Origin of the sequence: Salinivibrio proteolyticus (genome assembly GCF_001996165.1) — a bacterium.
GTDB lineage: Bacteria > Pseudomonadota > Gammaproteobacteria > Enterobacterales > Vibrionaceae > Salinivibrio > Salinivibrio proteolyticus.
Genome location: NZ_MUFP01000004.1, coordinates 38,463 through 55,687 on the forward strand (window position 1 = coordinate 38,463; position 17,225 = coordinate 55,687).

General features: G+C 50.5%; 13 protein-coding genes. 6 read left to right on the forward strand and 7 right to left on the reverse strand.

The window, feature by feature from the left end; translation table 11 throughout:
* Positions 1–92: 92 nt before the first annotated feature.
* Complete coding sequence (locus tag BZJ19_RS03625) at positions 93–1,472, reverse strand: transporter substrate-binding domain-containing diguanylate cyclase (RefSeq protein WP_162274210.1); 1,380 nt, start codon at positions 1,470–1,472, stop codon at positions 93–95.
* Between the two features lie 636 nt (positions 1,473–2,108).
* Between BZJ19_RS03625 and pykF the strand changes: the two genes are divergently transcribed.
* Both pykF and BZJ19_RS03635 read left to right on the forward strand, forming a co-directional pair.
* On the forward strand, positions 2,109–3,521 hold the full coding sequence (gene pykF / locus BZJ19_RS03630; protein ID WP_077674626.1) for a pyruvate kinase PykF: 1,413 nt from the start codon (positions 2,109–2,111) through the stop codon (positions 3,519–3,521).
* A gap of 129 nt (positions 3,522–3,650) precedes the next feature.
* Complete coding sequence (locus BZJ19_RS03635; protein ID WP_077674627.1) at positions 3,651–4,328, forward strand: GntR family transcriptional regulator; 678 nt, start codon at positions 3,651–3,653, stop codon at positions 4,326–4,328.
* Here the strand turns inward: BZJ19_RS03635 and BZJ19_RS17175 are convergent.
* Positions 4,306–4,458 carry a hypothetical protein gene (locus BZJ19_RS17175; protein WP_167370403.1) on the reverse strand — a complete coding sequence of 51 codons (153 nt, stop codon included), beginning with the start codon at positions 4,456–4,458 and terminating at the stop codon, positions 4,306–4,308. The genes BZJ19_RS03635 and BZJ19_RS17175 overlap by 23 nt on opposite strands.
* Positions 4,459–4,611: 153 nt before the next feature.
* Here BZJ19_RS17175 and treR point away from each other — a divergent pair, with 153 nt between their 5' ends.
* The 3 genes from treR (at position 4,612) to treC (ending at position 8,854) form a co-directional block, all read left to right on the forward strand.
* Positions 4,612–5,568, forward strand: coding sequence for a trehalose operon repressor TreR (gene treR / locus BZJ19_RS03640; protein WP_077674628.1), 957 nt, complete (start codon positions 4,612–4,614; stop codon positions 5,566–5,568).
* Positions 5,569–5,712: 144 nt separating this feature from the next.
* Positions 5,713–7,131 carry a PTS trehalose transporter subunit IIBC gene (gene treB, locus BZJ19_RS03645; protein ID WP_069591000.1) on the forward strand — a complete coding sequence of 473 codons (1,419 nt, stop codon included), beginning with the start codon at positions 5,713–5,715 and terminating at the stop codon, positions 7,129–7,131.
* Between the two features lie 58 nt (positions 7,132–7,189).
* Positions 7,190–8,854: an alpha,alpha-phosphotrehalase gene (gene treC / locus BZJ19_RS03650; RefSeq protein WP_077674629.1), complete on the forward strand. Its 1,665-nt coding sequence runs from the start codon at positions 7,190–7,192 to the stop codon at positions 8,852–8,854.
* Between the two features lie 60 nt (positions 8,855–8,914).
* Here the strand turns inward: treC and ilvN are convergent, their stop codons facing one another.
* The 5 genes from ilvN to BZJ19_RS03675 form a co-directional block, all read right to left on the reverse strand.
* Positions 8,915–9,412 (reverse strand): acetolactate synthase small subunit, encoded by a 498-nt coding sequence (gene ilvN, locus BZJ19_RS03655; protein ID WP_077479504.1) that lies wholly within the window; start codon positions 9,410–9,412, stop codon positions 8,915–8,917.
* Positions 9,412–11,130 (reverse strand): acetolactate synthase 3 large subunit, encoded by a 1,719-nt coding sequence (locus BZJ19_RS03660; protein WP_077662778.1) that lies wholly within the window; start codon positions 11,128–11,130, stop codon positions 9,412–9,414. Before BZJ19_RS03660 ends, ilvN begins: the two co-directional genes overlap by 1 nt.
* 398 nt (positions 11,131–11,528) lie before the next feature.
* Positions 11,529–13,319 (reverse strand): AMP-dependent synthetase/ligase, encoded by a 1,791-nt coding sequence (locus BZJ19_RS03665; protein ID WP_077674630.1) that lies wholly within the window; start codon positions 13,317–13,319, stop codon positions 11,529–11,531.
* Between the two features lie 157 nt (positions 13,320–13,476).
* Positions 13,477–14,604: an MJ1255/VC2487 family glycosyltransferase gene (locus tag BZJ19_RS03670; RefSeq protein WP_077674631.1), complete on the reverse strand. Its 1,128-nt coding sequence runs from the start codon at positions 14,602–14,604 to the stop codon at positions 13,477–13,479.
* Complete coding sequence (locus BZJ19_RS03675) at positions 14,601–15,140, reverse strand: phosphatase PAP2 family protein (RefSeq protein ID WP_077674708.1); 540 nt, start codon at positions 15,138–15,140, stop codon at positions 14,601–14,603. The genes BZJ19_RS03670 and BZJ19_RS03675 overlap by 4 nt, the downstream gene beginning before the upstream one ends.
* A 521-nt stretch (positions 15,141–15,661) precedes the next feature.
* Between BZJ19_RS03675 and leuA the strand changes: the two genes are divergently transcribed.
* Complete coding sequence (leuA, locus tag BZJ19_RS03680) at positions 15,662–17,224, forward strand: 2-isopropylmalate synthase (RefSeq protein WP_077674632.1); 1,563 nt, start codon at positions 15,662–15,664, stop codon at positions 17,222–17,224.
* Position 17,225: the final 1 nt, after the last annotated feature.

Consider the following 17,225-nt stretch of genomic DNA (forward strand, 5'->3'; position numbering starts at 1 on the left):
AAATACCTGTATATATGTACAGTATATTTAATGATGAAAACGCTGCAAGAAAAGAAAACGAAAAGCGTGCTTTTACCTAACAGAAAACGGTATCAGGCTTCTGCGATAGGTGTGGTCACTGATTGAGAGGAGGCCAGCATCACTTGATTACGACCGCGGTCTTTCGCGCGATACATAAGAAGGTCAGCGGCATGGGTCAAGGTATCCAAATCCAGCGAAGCAATGTCGTCAGTAACATCACTGGATACAATTGCGCCAATGCTGACAGTGACACGAATCTCGGCGCCATCGAACTCAAACACACTGTCTGCCACATCGCAGCGGATATGGTTGGCTATGTCGATCATTTCATCTAATGACGTGGCCGGACACAGCACGCAGAATTCTTCGCCCCCTAAACGTGCTACGGCGCCATGCTTCACCAGTCGCTTTAAGTAACTGGCAAGGTGCACTAACACCTTATCACCCTGCATATGACCGTATTTGTCATTCACCTGTTTAAAGTGATCGAGGTCGATGAGGATCAGCCCCATTTCTTGCTGACGCTGAAGTTTGGGTTTAAGGCGAGAAAAATAGCCCTCTAGGCCACGTCGATTCAGCAATTGAGTCAGTGGGTCGGTATTGGCAAATTCACGCAAGCGGGCATTGGCTTGGCGCAAGGCAACGGTGCGCTTATACACCATGCGCTTGAGGAAAAAAATGTACGCGACGGCGCTCAATGCCACCATGATCACTATGGTCGGGATTAACCAATCGGGATAAGCCTCAACCCGCTCGGTATTAATCCATTTTTGCTTAATCCGTAGTAGTTCCTCAGACGGAATACGACTGATCCCAACACGTATTTCATCAAGCAATGCTTGGTTGCCTTTCGGCACTGCTGCATAAATTGGACGGGTATAAAGAACCTGCTCCGCGACAAATGCTAGCGGTTTCCCTTGAGTCAAAAAGTAAAAGTTAGCGACCTGACTATCTGCCACAAGGGCTTGGATCTCACCCTCTAGCGCGGCCGCAAATAAATCCTCGTTATTCAAAAAGCGACGTTGCTCCACTTGTGGATAGTGCTTGGCTAAGAACGAGGATTCATAGCTTTCTGCTACCACACCAACGACTTGATCTGCCGCTAAAGGCTTAATATCCGTGCTGCCCGGCTGGTTTTGCACATACAAAGAACCATTGATATTAAAAATTGGCGTCGCAAAATCTAAAAAGCGCTCTCGTTCAGGCGAACGTAATAAACCGGCATGCACACGGTTACCGCCTTCTCGCATGTAAGAAAGGGTTTCAGGCCAATCTAACAGAACAAACTGAATGGATTCATGATTGTATTTGGCATAAGCCTGCCAGAAATCGATCAATAGCCCTTTGGGCTGACCTGAGTCGGATAAATAGCTATAAGGCTTCCACACAGAGGAATGGGTGGCGACTAAAATGTCTTTATTTTCTGACAGATAGGCGTCATCGGCCCACACCTGCGTACTCGCATACGTGCAGACTATAAGCAGCATCCCTGTCAAAAACCGTAAAATACGCGCAAACATTGTTAGGCAGCCCATCGAAAGTGCTCTGATAGTAGATAAATTCTAGGTGAACGCAAAAGACTTAATAAAAAAGCATGATCCAGTTCAAATTGGAAGACAGATCACACTCATTAATGACAAAAGAATCATTAACAGCTCATAAAACAACCATCTTGTCGCATGGGGTGAGAATCAACAGAAAACGTAATCATCAAAATAAAAGCGTGCTGAAACCGATTACTGTCACCGGCTTGTAATGATCTGGACGGTGAGCTGTGGTAAATTTACGCGCCCAAAGGATGGGAGGTGAATGGTGAATCGATGGCACTGGGTGAAATCGTGTTACACCAACAACGCCTTTATTGCCCGTGATCAACACAGATCAACGCAGACAATCTATACTCACGATCGATAAAACAGTGACGTCACCTCAGCGTGAAGGCTGCGGTAACGTCATTGAGAAATGCGAGAATTTTGCTAACTGCACCGCGATAACGACCTATTCATGTTGTTTAATTACATTTAAATCAGTCTTTTGCAGTTAGGCCCCAAGTTTATGTTTCAATTTTTGACCGGAGAAATGCGTCGATGAAAAAGACCAAAATCGTTTGTACGATTGGACCTAAAACTGAATCGGAAGAGATGCTGACTAAGCTTGTTGATGCAGGCATGAACGTGATGCGTCTTAACTTCTCACACGGTGACTATGCCGAACACGGTGCGCGTATCACAAATTTGCGCAACGTCATGAAGACAACTGGTAAGCAAGTTGCGATTCTGCTCGATACCAAAGGCCCAGAGATCCGTACCATCAAACTCGAAGGTGGTAACGACGTCGCATTAGAAGCTGGTCAAACGTTCACTTTCACCACAGACACCTCTGTCGTGGGTAACAAAGATCGCGTTGCCGTCACTTACGCCAGCCTACCTCGTGACCTAAAAGCAGGCAACACTGTACTCGTTGATGACGGTCTGCTTGAGATGGAAGTACTAGAAACGACTGAAAAAGAAGTGGTTTGTAAAGTACTGAACAACGGTGAGTTGGGCGAAAACAAAGGCGTTAACCTGCCAGGTGTTTCGGTGAGCCTGCCTGCACTGGCTGAAAAAGATAAATCGGATCTGAAATTTGGTTGTGAGCAAGGCGTTGACTTTGTTGCGGCCTCATTTATTCGTAAGAAAGAAGACGTGGAAGAAATCCGCGAGCTGCTGGCTCAAAACGGCGGCAGCGACATCAAGATCATCTCTAAAATTGAAAACCAAGAAGGTGTCGACAATTTTGACGCTATCTTGGAAGCGTCTGACGGTATCATGGTTGCCCGTGGGGACTTGGGCGTAGAAATCCCAGTGGAAGAAGTGATCTTCGCGCAGAAGATGATGATCGAGAAGTGTAACCGTGCTCGCAAGATGGTTATCACCGCAACACAAATGCTGGACTCAATGATCAAAAACCCACGTCCAACCCGTGCTGAAGCCGGTGATGTGGCGAATGCGATCATGGATGGTACCGATGCCGTCATGCTGTCTGGCGAGTCAGCGAAAGGTAAATACCCGGTTGAAGCGGTGAGCATCATGGCGCAAATCTGTGAGCGTACTGACCGTCAAATGTCACCTGCGCTGGGTTCTCGTCTCGATAGCGATCGCCTGCGTATCACCGAAGCGGTCTGTAAAGGCGCGGTTGATACCTCTCAGAAGTTGGGCGCACCTTTGATTGTTGTTGCCACAGAAGCGGGCAAATCAGCACGCTCAGTACGTAAGTACTTCCCAACGGCAAACATCATCGCGGTCACCACCAACCCGAAAACAGCCGCTCACCTGTGTCTAACCAAAGGTGTAACACCTGTGATGATCGAAAGCATCGACAGCACCGATGAGTTCTACCGTCGCGGTAAAACCATCGCGCTTGAGTCTGGTTTGGCGCATAAAGGCGACATCGTGGTCATGGTTTCAGGCGCGCTTGTGCCTTCTGGTACCACCAACACCGCCTCTGTGCACGTGCTGTAATTAAGCACCAATAGCAACGCCTACGCCTCGACAATGTCGGGGCGTTTTTTTATCCATGACACGGTGGCATGATAAAGAGGCTTGCATTTAGTCGCGAGCCAACCTCGTCGACCCAGCACAGGAAGTGTTATGAAGTTCACCAAAGCCCAACACGCTATGGAGCAAATCTGGGCAGCCATATTAACCCGCCAGTTATCACTCACAGCGCGCGCAGAGGGCGATTATCCACTCACTGTCTCCGCTTTGTGTGAGCAACTCAGCCTGTCGACGGCCACAGCACGCGATGGGTTACATTTATTAGCGGTAGAAGGACGGGTCCTTTATCAGCCTCATCTTGGCTATCGGCTCACACCATTAAGCCAAGCAGACTGGCAGGCACTGATTCAAGCCCTAAAAGGTCTGTTTGGTGCGAGCATCGATAGCTTTCCCAGCAAACTTGATGAACAGACCGCATTACAGGTGTTGGGACTGATTCATTCTATTCAGCACTTACCCGCCAAAGATAGCGCCGCTATCACCACCATGGCCTATTGGCACCAAACCCTGCACACCCAGCTGCTTTGTGGTATCAATCCCTACTTGCAAAGGGCGTTGATGCCAGTCATGGCACAGCACCAGCGTTATCTCACCCATCCTGATGTGAAGATAGATTGGCTGACACAATGGCAACAGTTATTTCCGATTGTGCGCGGTTTGGTTTCGCCGCGCCCGCAAGCGTATACGCAACGCTATCAGCTGTACTGGCAATCACTAAACCAGTACATTGACCATCAGCTTATCGCGCTTACCAGTGGACAATTTCTTTGAAGTGCGTTTTGATCAATACCGCTAACGGCACTAAATAAATCGCGCTAAGCTTTAATGCCATTACCGCGAGCGTCAGTGTAGTCATGCGCACTAGGCACTTGTTGATGGTTTGTACGACAGGGTGGCTCATCATCATTTCAGTCTAAAGTAGGATGGTTGTTCAAAAATCAGGCTGTAGTTTACAAATTAATCAATAAATCGCAAGCGCCAATCACGCCTGTTATCATGGCGCGCGAAAAGGCTGAGTCTAAGCCGCTGATTTATCGCTACCACAGAGAAAAAAATGACAAAACCATTAACCATTTTGGATATTGCCCGCTTAGCCGGGGTGGGGAAATCGACCGTATCGCGTGTGCTAAACCATGACGCACGCGTTAAAGACAGTACCCGCGCTAAAGTACAAGCGGTGATCGACCAACATGGCTTTTTACCGTCGAAATCAGCGCGCGCGATGCGTGCGCAACGCAGTGGTGTTGTGGGCGTGATCGTGGCAAAGCTCAGTTCCAACTCAGAGAACACCGCACTGACGGGACTGCTCAATACCTTGTATGCCAAAGGCTATGACGCTGCCATTATGGAAAGCCAGTTCTCACAACAAAAAGCACAAGCCCATCTCGATGTGCTAAAACGCCGTAATGTAGATGGGATTATCTTTTTTGGTTTTTCGGGCTGTGATCTCGAGGCGCTAGCGCCATTCGCTCCCAACTGTGTCGTGCTCGCCGTTGATAGTGAGCAATACGCCAGCGTCAGTTACGACAACCAAGGTGCTGTCACGCAAGTCATGGATCATTTTTATCATCAAGGATGCCGTCATATCGCCTTCTTGGGGATTGATGAGCGCGATGAAACCACAGGTCTCGCCCGCTCTGATGCCTATCAGCGTTTTTGCCAAACCCACCAGCTTTCACCACAACTCCATCGTTGTGAGATGAGCCTGCATGCCGCCTATGCCGCAACAGATTGCCTATTAACCCCGCAGACTGACGCCATTGTCTGCGCCTCCGACACTCTCGCCTTAGGGGTCGCAAAACGCCTACAAACCCTAAATCGTGAAGATATCGCCATTGGCGGCATTGGCAACCATGACATGCTACGCTTTATGTTCCCACGCGCAGTCAGTGTGGAACTGGGCTACCATCAAGCAGGGCAACATGCCGCTGAGTTACTGCTCAAGCAGTTGGATGATGAGGTGACCACTATCACACATTGGACGCAACCCTGTCATCTGGTGACTCCCTAGCGAACACTAAAAATCAAGCAGTTACGAATTTCTGTGTGATGGTTTTCAAAACATGGGAACGATTCCACTGATAATTGGCTTAGTACGATCAATAATCAGTGGGAACGTTACCAATGAATACCCTACAGCAATACAGGATTGCTTATGAGCCAGATAAATAAAAATGCCGTTGATCAATTGATCACTCATATAGGCGGCAAAGACAACATCGCCACCGTGAGCCACTGCCTCACCCGTTTACGCTTCGTACTAAATGATCCAGAAAAAGCGGACGTCGCCGCCATTGAAGCGATCCCCATGGTTAAAGGCTGCTTTACCAGCGCTGGCCAATTTCAAGTCGTGATCGGCACCAGCGTGGACCAAGCCTTTGTCCTGTTGCAACAGGCTACCGGCGTCGAAGGCCAATCAAAAGATGAGGCCAAGCAAGCCGCGCGTAAAAACATGAGCCTGCTAGAGCGTGCGATTTCACACCTCGCGGAAATTTTTGTTCCCCTTCTCCCCGCGATCATCACCGGTGGTCTGATCCTCGGCTTCCGTAACGTGATCGGTGATATCCGCATGTTCGATGGCAAAACCTTAACAGAGATCAGCGAGTTTTGGGCGACCGCCCACGGCTTTTTATGGCTGCTTGGCGAAGCCATCTTCCACTTCCTGCCTGTCGGCGTGTGTTGGGCGACGGTCAGAAAAATGGGCGGCACGCCGATTTTGGGTATCGTACTAGGTATTACTCTGGTATCGCCGCAGTTGATGAACGCTTACCTTATCGGTAAAGAAATGCCTGAAGTGTGGGACTTTGGCTGGTTCTCAATTGAAAAAGTCGGCTACCAAGCACAGGTGATCCCAGCCATGTTTGCGGGGATGGCGTTAGCGTTTATTGAAACCCAGTTAAAACGCATTATTCCGGATTATTTGTATTTGGTGGTGGTGCCGTTTGTCGCGCTACTCACTTCCGTTATCTTGGCGCACACCCTCATCGGTCCCTTTGGCCGCGAGATTGGTAATGGCGTCGCCTTCTTAGCCCGTTCGGCAATGACCGGCGATTACGCCTACATAGGCGCGGCCCTGTTCGGCTTCCTGTATGCACCGTTGGTGATCACCGGTGTTCACCACACCACCAACGCGGTGGATTTGCAGCTGATGCAAGAGATGGGCGGCACACCCATTTGGCCACTGATTGCCCTGTCTAACATTGCACAAGCCTCGGCGGTAGTCGGGATCATTTGGATGAGCAAAAAAGAAAACGAACGTGAAATCTCTGTACCCGCGGCGATTTCCGCCTATCTTGGCGTGACAGAGCCGGCTATGTACGGGATTAACCTACGTTACAAATTCCCAATGTTGTGCGCGATGGTTGGCTCGGCGCTGGCCGCCATTGTGTGTGGTCTTTCCGGTGTGATGGCCAACGGCATTGGTGTAGGTGGCTTGCCGGGTATTTTATCTATTCAGCCACAGTTCTGGGGTGTTTACGCGGTCGCGATGCTGATTGCCATTATCGTGCCGATTGCACTCACCGCCTTTATGTATCGCCGCCAAGCCAGCAAAGGCAAACTGGCGGTCGTCTAACTCCCATTCAGTCTGCGGGGAGCATGCTCCCCGCTTTATTAGCGTTAAGAGAGACATTATGCACGCACATCCCTGGTGGAAAACGGCCACCATTTATCAGATTTATCCCAAGAGCTTCCGTGATACCACACAAACAGGGACAGGTGATCTACCGGGCATTATCGAAAAGCTGGACTACTTTTCGGCCTTGGGCATCGATGCATTATGGCTAACCCCCATTTATGTATCACCACAAGTCGATAACGGCTACGACATTGCCGATTATTACGCCATTGATCCTAGCCTAGGCACCATGGACGACTTCGACACCCTGCTCGCCGAGGCGCACAAACGCGATATCCGTATCATCATGGATATTGTGATTAATCATACCTCAACCGAGCACCCTTGGTTTCAATCAGCGCTGGCCAGCAAAGACAGCCCCTATCGCGATTACTACATCTGGAAAGATCCGATTAACGGCGGTGCCCCAAACAACTGGCAATCAAAATTTGGCGGTAGCGCGTGGCAATGGCATGAACCGACCGGCCAGTATTACCTCCACTTATTTGCCACCGAACAAGCCGACCTTAACTGGGAAAACCCAGCGGTGCGTTCGGCAGTCAAAGACGTAATGGCTTTTTGGGCCGAAAAAGGCGTGGATGGTTTTCGCCTCGATGTGATCAATTTGATCTCCAAAGATCAATCGTTCCCCGATGATCACCAAGGCGATGGTCGCCGTTTTTATACCGATGGGCCACGCGTTCACGAATACTTGCAAGAGATCAGCCGCGACATTTTCCAGCGTTACGGCAGCGTCACTGTGGGCGAGATGTCTTCGACCACCTTGGAACACTGCCAGCAGTATTCCGCGCCAGATGGCAAAGAGCTCTCCATGGTGTTTAACTTCCACCACTTAAAAATCGATTATCCGGGCGGCGAGAAGTGGCGACTGGCGCCGTTTGACTTCTTGGCCCTAAAACAACTTTTCCGTACTTGGCAGCACGGCCTACATAACCAAGGTTGGGGGGCACTATTTTGGTGTAACCACGACCAACCGCGTGTGGTCAGTCGCTTTGGTGATGATCGCCACCATCGCGTTGCCTCCGCCAAAATGCTCGCCACCGCGATTCATATGCAGCAAGGCACGCCTTACGTGTATCAAGGGGAAGAAATTGGCATGACCAACCCTGGCTATCAGCGTATTGATGACTACCAAGACGTTGAGAGCCGCAACATGTATCGTCTGCTGTGCGAACAAGGCATGCCAGAAGGGGAAGTGCTGGCCATTCTGGCGGCACGCTCACGCGACAATTCGCGTACCCCCATGCAGTGGGACAGCTCAGCAAACGCTGGTTTTACCACAGGTACACCGTGGCTAAAGCCTGCGCCTAACTATGTTGACGTCAATGTCGACACCGCACTGGCGGATAAAGACTCAGTGTTCTATCACTACAAGCAGCTGATTTCCCTGCGTAAAGCCTTACCCGTGATCCGTGAAGGCGATTATCAGGACTTACTGCCTGACCACCCACAACTGCTCGCCTATCGTCGCGACAATAGCGACAGCCAACTGGTGGTAGTGTGTAATTTTTATGGCGAACCGGTCACAGCAACCTTGCCTGTCGCCCCTGCCCCGAACGCAGACTTGGTGAGCCATAATTACCCAGAAGCCAAGCCCTTGATGCCAGAAATGCAATTGGCACCCTATGAAGCCTTGGTGTACTTGATTAACCCCGACTAACACGCACAAAAATGGCACGCCTTGGCGTGCCATTTTCCTTACCTCAACCAGCTGCTTTGGTTACTGGCGCAGCGCTCGCTCGCCGCGAGCAATGCCAACCACGCCACTGCGTGCTACTTCAATGATCTCGGTAATTTCACCGACCGCGCGAATAAAGGCATCCAACTTGTCACTGTCACCCGTTAGCTGCACGGTATATTGTGAAGCTGTCACATCTACAATTTGCCCCCGGAAAATATCGGCGGTGCGTTTTACCTCCGCGCGGGCGTAGCCACTCGCTTTCACTTTCACCAACGCCAGTTCACGTTCAATGTGATCGCTTTCAGTCACATTGCTTACTTTCAGCACATCAATCAGCTTGTGCAAATGCTTTTCGATTTGCTCGCGGTCCGCGTCGCTCACCACTGAGGTGGTGATATTTAAGCGCGACAAGGTCGCATCATCGGTGGGTGACACCGTCAGTGATTCAATGTTGTAGCCACGCTGAGAGAACAGACCCACCACGCGCGACAAGGCACCCGGCTCGTTTTCCATTAAAACCGATACAATACTGCGCATTAGGTTCTCTCCGTTTTGCTCAACCACATTTCATTCATCGCCCCACCGCGTACCTGCATCGGATACACGTGCTCAGTTTCATCGACATGGATATCGACAAACACCAAGCGATCTTTCATTGCCAGCGCCTTTTCTAGGCCGGCTTCTAACTCAGACGGATGGCTAATGCGCATCCCCACATGGCCATAGGCTTCAGCAATCGCGGCAAAATCCGGCACCGAGTCCATATAGGAGTGCGAATGGCGGCCTTGATAAATCATGTCCTGCCATTGTTTGACCATCCCGAGGAAACGGTTGTTGAGGTTAACGATCACCACCGGGATATCATATTGCAGTGCGGTGGACAGCTCCTGAATGTTCATTTGAATACTGCCATCACCGGTAACACACACCACCTGCGCGTCCGGTAGCGCGAACTTCACCCCCATAGCGGCGGGTAGCCCAAAGCCCATGGTGCCCAAGCCGCCCGAGTTTATCCAACGACGTGGTTTATCAAACGGATAATAGAGTGCCGCAAACATTTGGTGCTGACCCACGTCGGAGCTTACATAGGCCTCGCCATCGGTAAGGCGATACAAGGTTTCAATCACTTGCTGCGGTTTGATGCGCTCCGGATCCACGTCATACTTCAAACACTGACGCTCGCGCCAAGTTTGAATATTGTGCCACCAAGTACTGATCGCATCACTGTCGTTACTGCCACCTTGCTCCACCAGCAATTTCAGCATGCTATTTAGTACCGCATCCGCCGAGCCGACGATAGGAATATCTGCCGCCACGGTTTTAGAAATGCTCGATGGGTCGACATCAATGTGCATGATGGTGGCATCGGGACAGTATTTTTCTAAGTTGTTGGTGGTGCGATCGTCAAACCGGACACCAATACCAAAGATCAGATCGGCTTGGTGCATCGCCATGTTCGCTTCGTAGGTGCCATGCATGCCCAGCATACCCAGCGAGTGTTGATGGGTGCTGGGAAACGCGCCTAGCCCCATCAAGGTGCTGACAACCGGTATGTTAAGGCTTTCTGATAGTTGGCGGATTTGTTGACCGCAATCGGCCATGATGGCCCCACCACCGACATACAGTACCGGCTTTTTCGCCGCCAGTAGTGCTTTTAAACCACGCTTTATCTGCCCTTTATGTCCCGAAGTAGTCGGATTATAGGAGCGCATGCGTACACTGTCTGGATACTGATAAGGATGCTTTTGTGCCGGATTTAGCATGTCTTTAGGAATATCCACTACCACAGGGCCGGGACGTCCCGTTGAGGCAAGATAAAAGGCTTTTTTAACAATGTTAGGAATGTCTTCAGCGCGCTGGACTAAAAAGCTGTGTTTGACCACCGGGCGGGAGATCCCCACCATATCGCATTCTTGGAAGGCATCATTGCCAATCAGGCCGCTCATGACTTGGCCAGAAAACACCACCATGGGGATCGAGTCCATATACGCGGTGGCAATGCCGGTAATTGCATTGGTTGCCCCTGGGCCTGACGTCACCAGCACCACCCCTACTTCCCCCGTGGCACGCGCATAACCATCGGCCATGTGGACCGCGGCTTGTTCGTGGCGTACCAACACATGGTCGATATCACTCTTTTCGTGCAATGCGTCGTATATATCCAGTACTGATCCGCCTGGATAACCAAAAATATGTTTTACGCCTTGATCGATCATGGAACGCACGATCATCTCGGCACCGGATAACATTTCCACTCTACGCCTCCCTGTTTGCATAGTTAGGACTTACTTTTAGCCTAATCTTGCCCCTTACACTTAGATGTACTGGTGATCACTCACCACGCGGACATCGAAACCAAATACTGGCGGTAAGGCGGCGTTAGATTGTCACTTGGCCTGCTTCGGATGAAGCTGCAATCAATGTAACGTTTTATTTGCAAAACTGTCTATTAGCTAACCAGTATTTACATTTTTAATCTAAATGTTGAGTGAATGTTGCTGGATAACACTGATTGGGAGGTCGAAAATCGGAAAGATCCACTACAAGAAAACAGATTTACCAGATTTACTATACAAGCCGAGGAGAAAAAGGACGTGAAAATAGCCGTCAGAGGAGACATTTCTCATCGATGAGAAACGTCCCCCTTTACACATCATTGACGCTGGTACATCGCCTCAATGTGATGTTGGTAACGTGAAAGGATCACTTTACGGCGCAGCTTCATAGTCGGCGTGAGCTCGCCACTGTGCATGCAAAAGCCCTGAGGCAACAAAGTGAAGCGTTTGACTTGCTCAAACTTGGCCAACTCGTGTTGCAAGCTCTGCAAACGCTTTTCAAACAAGGCCACCACATCGGAGTGTTTCAGCAGCTCTTTGCGATTTTGATATTCGATATTGGCCGCCCGCGCCCACTCTTCCAAGGCATCAAAGCAAGGCACAATCAAGGCCGATACAAAGTGACGCGCCTCGGCCACCACCGCAATCTGATCAATAAAATGATCGCGCACCAAAGCGCCTTCTACCCGCTGTGGCGCGATGTATTTGCCACCAGAGGTTTTCATCAGCTCTTTGATTCGGTCGGTGATAAAGACGTTGCCCTTGGCATCGAGATACCCCGCATCGCCGGTTTTCAAAAAGCCATCCTCGGTAAAGGTGGCAGCGGTCGCATCGGGCTGATTAAAGTAACCTCGCATCACCATTGGCCCACGGACTTGAATTTCATCCTCCGCACCAATTCGCACCTCCGCCCCTGGCATCGGATAACCAATCGAGTGAGGGTCAAAGCGCGTATCGTCCCAACAAGAAACCGTGGCAGTGGTTTCGGTCATGCCATAACCGAGCTTGACGTTAATGCCTATGGCATGGAAAAACGCGCCAATGTCAGGGTCAAGACGCGCTCCACCGCATGGCATCAAGCGCATCTTGCCACCCAATAGCGCACGCAGCTTACTCAGTACCAGCTTGTCGGCCAACGCTACTTGCCATTGCTGACGTCGCGACGGTGATTGACCTGCGCGTAACTGAGCAGCATGACGCTCGCCTTGGCGCAGCGCCCAACGGAATAAATGCGGTTTAACACCGGTGGCCCGACTGAGTTTGTCGTGAATAGCACCATGAATTTTTTCATAAAAACGCGGTACCGCACACATCACCGTCGGTTTAATCTCCGCCAATGCATCACGTACCTGAAGCGGGTTTGAAAGATAACAGTTCACCGCCCCGCGGTGCAGGACGTAATAGCTCCATGCACGCTCGAACACATGAGAAAGCGGCAAAAAGGCCAAAGACACATCATCGGGTCTTAATGCCAAGACTTGGTCATGTACCTCCAGCTGCGCCGCAACATTGGCATAATCCAGCATCACCCCTTTCGGATCGCCCGTGGTGCCGGAGGTATAAATCAAGGTGATCAAATCATCCATGCATCGCGCATCAATGCGCGCGTCTAATTCGGCTTGATAGCTGCGATCGTCTTGCAATAACCAACTGGCCCAGTCCCACACCTTGGGATGTGCAGGTACCTGTGCCTCTTGGTTGAGGGCGATTACCCCTTTGACATTGGGGCAGTGTTCAAGGGCTGCAACCGCGCTCTCTAGTTGTTCGTCACCGGCGAAGATCCATTGCACGTCCGCATCATTGATAATGTGTGCCGCTTGCTGATCAGTACTGGTTGCGTAAATCGGCACCGGCACGGCACGAATTTGCAACGCGGCATAGTCCAACATCGCCCATTTTTCACTGTTCGGCGCAAAGATAGCGACGGTTTGCTGAACCTGACAACCAGCTTTGAGTAAACAGCGTGATAGCTGATCAATGCGCTCGCCCAGTTGGCGCCAGCTGATACTCGCCCACTGTGACTGTTGCTGAAAACGGATAGCTTCGCGTTCACCTTGGGCAGTAATTTGCTCGCGGATGCGCGTGACGATATGGTTTTGGGTGTTCACTGTGTCTCTCTTGGATCGCCGTTTGGCGAACACATGTACGCTCAATAATGGCAGCGAGTTTACCGAGCGCACCACCAAACTCAAGAGAAATTGAGTGAATGCTCTAGCGAAAATGTAAAAACGTGATTCAACAGACCAGACCGCCGTTATTGGGCGGTCAGCGCATCAAGCGGTTTAACAGTAAGGGGTGCTGACGTCGACGTGGAAGCGGGCGGCCAATATCCAGCAAACACTCTTCAACTGCTTCTGGAAAACGGACCTGTGACCAAAGCTGATGAAATAAACTTTGCGTTTGGTCGAGCTCACCTTTGACCAGCCACTCCGCTAACGCTCTTGCGACATCAGGGTAACGGATCTCGCCGCTGGCCGGGGCTTTCAACCAATCTCTCACCGCGCGAGCGTCTAAGTGTGTCATGGCGTGCGCCAACCCTAATTGTGCCAGCGTTGCAACATTACTCAGCTGCTCAAACTGTCCTGCCAAGGGTTTTAGCAACAACTTTTTCCCCATCGTTAATGCTTCAGAAGGCAGTTCAAAGCCACCATTCGCGATCACACCTTGGCAAGCCTTTAGCGCAGTATGAAAGCTGGCTTTCCCAAGTGGCATAAAGCGAATATTCTCTCGCCGATAGTCTTGCTTCACATCCGGATGAAAACAGATAAAACCTTGGTTAAAGCGCAGTAACAGCGCCGTCACAGCATCGAGTGACTCAAAGGGAAGATAGACCAAGACATCCTCTGATTGACTCGCCTTTAGTGAAAGGGTGTCATCTCTGCCGATATCAATGATGGGAGGCAAAATCGGCTGATTAAAGTGATACCAATGTAGCCCTATGGCATGATCCGTCGGCGCAAAATAACGCATAATCAGCCGGTTTATCAGTCCTTCTCCCTGTTTAGGGACCGCATGGGCAAAGGCAGCTTGATGGCTAATCGCCACGGAGGGAACGCCTTGCTGGCGTGCCGCCCAAGCCGTGATAGGCTCAAAATCGGATACCACTTTGTCGTAGCCGGTAACATCAAGCGCGCGAATATCGCGATAAAGTTGCCGAACGTGATTCTTTTTCGCCGTCTCAAGCAGCGCAATTTTACCGTCACGACTGATAAAACTCATGCCGGTAAACGTGCGATAGTCACCAAACGGCGCCATATCAAAATAGCGCTCTGCAGGTCGCCCAGAAAAGACAAAATCCACACTCACGTCATACGCTTTTAGGGCCCTTGCCATCGCCCTTGCTCGTGAAATATGACCGTTACCGGTTCCTTGCACACCGTATAAAAGCTTCATGTACTTGCCGCCATCCAGTAAAGATCGTCGGTGATGTTTTGTGCCAACGTAGTACATAGAAGTCCGAGCACCGCGCCGACCAGAATATCGCTAACAAAATGGACCCCCAGCAATACGCGGGACAGCCCAATCAACCCCGCCCAAATAAAGGCCACTGTCGCCAAGGGGGGATAAAAGGTACTAATCAGCGAAGCCATTAAAAAAGCGGCCGCCGTGTGGCCAGAGGGCATGCTGTATAAATCTGAGGGCGTGATAAAAGCGGGCAGCTGTGAAGGCCGTGCGCGGCGGAAGCTCCGTTTAAGTACCCAATAGATGGGCAATTCAATCGCAAAGGCGACGATTCCAGTGCACAACAACCATAAGCCAAATGCACCATCGAGCCACCATGCGGCCAAGCCAATTCCTGCATATAACGGCCCATCACCAGAGTGTGATATCACCCGCGCTACTTTGGCTGTCGCTGCACTAAATCGATGAGAAAGGCACAGATACGACACCGTGTGGTCAAAACGTTGAATCGCTGTAAAGCTTCTCATCATGCCCCCGCTTTCGGTTAGCTGATGGTCAAACTCTAGACAGCGGGTATGACAACGGGGTGACGTTATGAGGTCATATTGATGAAGATAACACTCCCTGCAGTTTGTTATCCTGACACAGCGAAAGTGCTATCTAACTGTATACCTTCCCCGCAACCAGCAGCCGTTTATTTCAAATTATCCACTAAAAACCAGTGTAATAAACTAGTTTTGATCAGGTTAACTAAGCAGATCCATTTTTTTATTTTTTTGTGATTGACGCTTTCCCCGCCGCTCTGTTATTTCTGTAACCAGCAAACACATTGAATGGATAGTTCATGACACTGATTACACTACGCCTCATCCTCCTCCTTATCGTGACTCGGTCGCGCGGGTAGGTATTGGGCAGCAATCAGTGAATGCCAAATGTCAAAAACCCGCGCCAGACGCGGGTTTTTTTGTATCTAACGCCGTCAAAATAAAACACAGCGCCCATTAAGAGAGCCATGAAGGCGGCGAGCAAACACAACAGGGAGTCACCCATGAGCGACAACAGTCAGGTCATCATCTTTGATACCACTTTGCGCGACGGTGAGCAGGCCTTATCCGCCAGCTTAACCGTGAAAGAGAAGTTGCAGATCGCCCAAGCCTTGGACCGACTGGGCGTCGACATTATTGAAGCGGGTTTTCCGGTCTCCTCACCGGGCGATTTTGAATCAGTACGCACTATCGCCGAACATATGCAACATGCGCGCGTTTGTGCCTTATCTCGCGCCGTACCTAAAGACATTGATGTTGCCGCTGAGTCCCTCAAAGCCGCCGACGCTTTTCGTATCCACACTTTTTTATCCACCTCGACCATTCATGTAAAAGATAAGCTTCGCCGCAGCTACGACGACGTGGTCGAGATGGGGGTACGCGCCGTCAAGCACGCGCGCCAATATACGGACGATGTGGAGTTTTCCTGCGAAGATGCTGGGCGCACTCCGATTGACAACCTGTGCCGTATGGTCGAAGCAGCGATTAATGCCGGTGCGACCACCGTTAATATTCCCGACACCGTCGGCTACACGGTTCCCAGTGAATTCGGCAATATCATTGCGACCTTGTTTAATCGCGTACCCAATATCGACAAAGCGGTCATTTCTGTTCACTGCCATGATGACTTGGGGATGTCGGTCGCTAACTCCATTGCTGCCATACAAGCCGGCGCTCGCCAAGTGGAAGGCACGATCAATGGCATCGGCGAGCGCGCCGGTAACTGTGCGCTGGAAGAAATTGCGATGATTTTAAAAACGCGCGCTGACTTGTTAGGCGTAGAAACAAGGTTGAACCACACCGAAATTGCCCGCACCAGTAAGCTGGTTAGCCAACTTTGCAACATGCCAATCCAGCCCAATAAAGCCGTGGTCGGTGCCAATGCCTTTAGCCACTCCTCCGGCATCCACCAAGATGGCATGCTCAAAAACAAAAACACCTACGAAATTATGACCCCAGAGTCGATTGGTTTGGGCAAAAAGGCGCTTAATCTGACCAGCCGCTCCGGCCGTGCCGCGGTGAAAAGCCATATGGATAACCTTGGCTACGACCAACAAGATTACGATTTAGACACCTTGTATCAATCTTTCTTGCAGCTGGCGGATCGTAAAGGTCAGGTGTTCGATTACGACTTAGAAGCCTTGATGTTCTTCAACAACCTCAAAGAAGAGGACGACTTCTACAAGCTGAACTATTTAGGCGTGCAATCGGGCAGCCTAATGGCGACCACCAGCATCAAGTTGCAATGTGGCGACGAAGAAAAACGCGAGGCGGCGATTGGTAACGGCCCCGTCGATGCCCTTTATCAGTGCATCTACCGCATTACTGGCTATGACATTGAACTGGATAAATTCGATCTGACCGCCAAAGGGGAAGGAGAAGATGGTCTCGGCCAAGCCGACATCATTGCCAACTACAAGGGCCGTAAATATCACGGCACCGGAGTGTCGACCGACATTATCGAAGCCTCCGGTGAGGCGCTATTGCACGTGATCAATGCTATCTATCGCGCGGATAAAATTGCGCAGATTAAGGAACAATCCCACTTAAAACAGGAGACAGTATAAC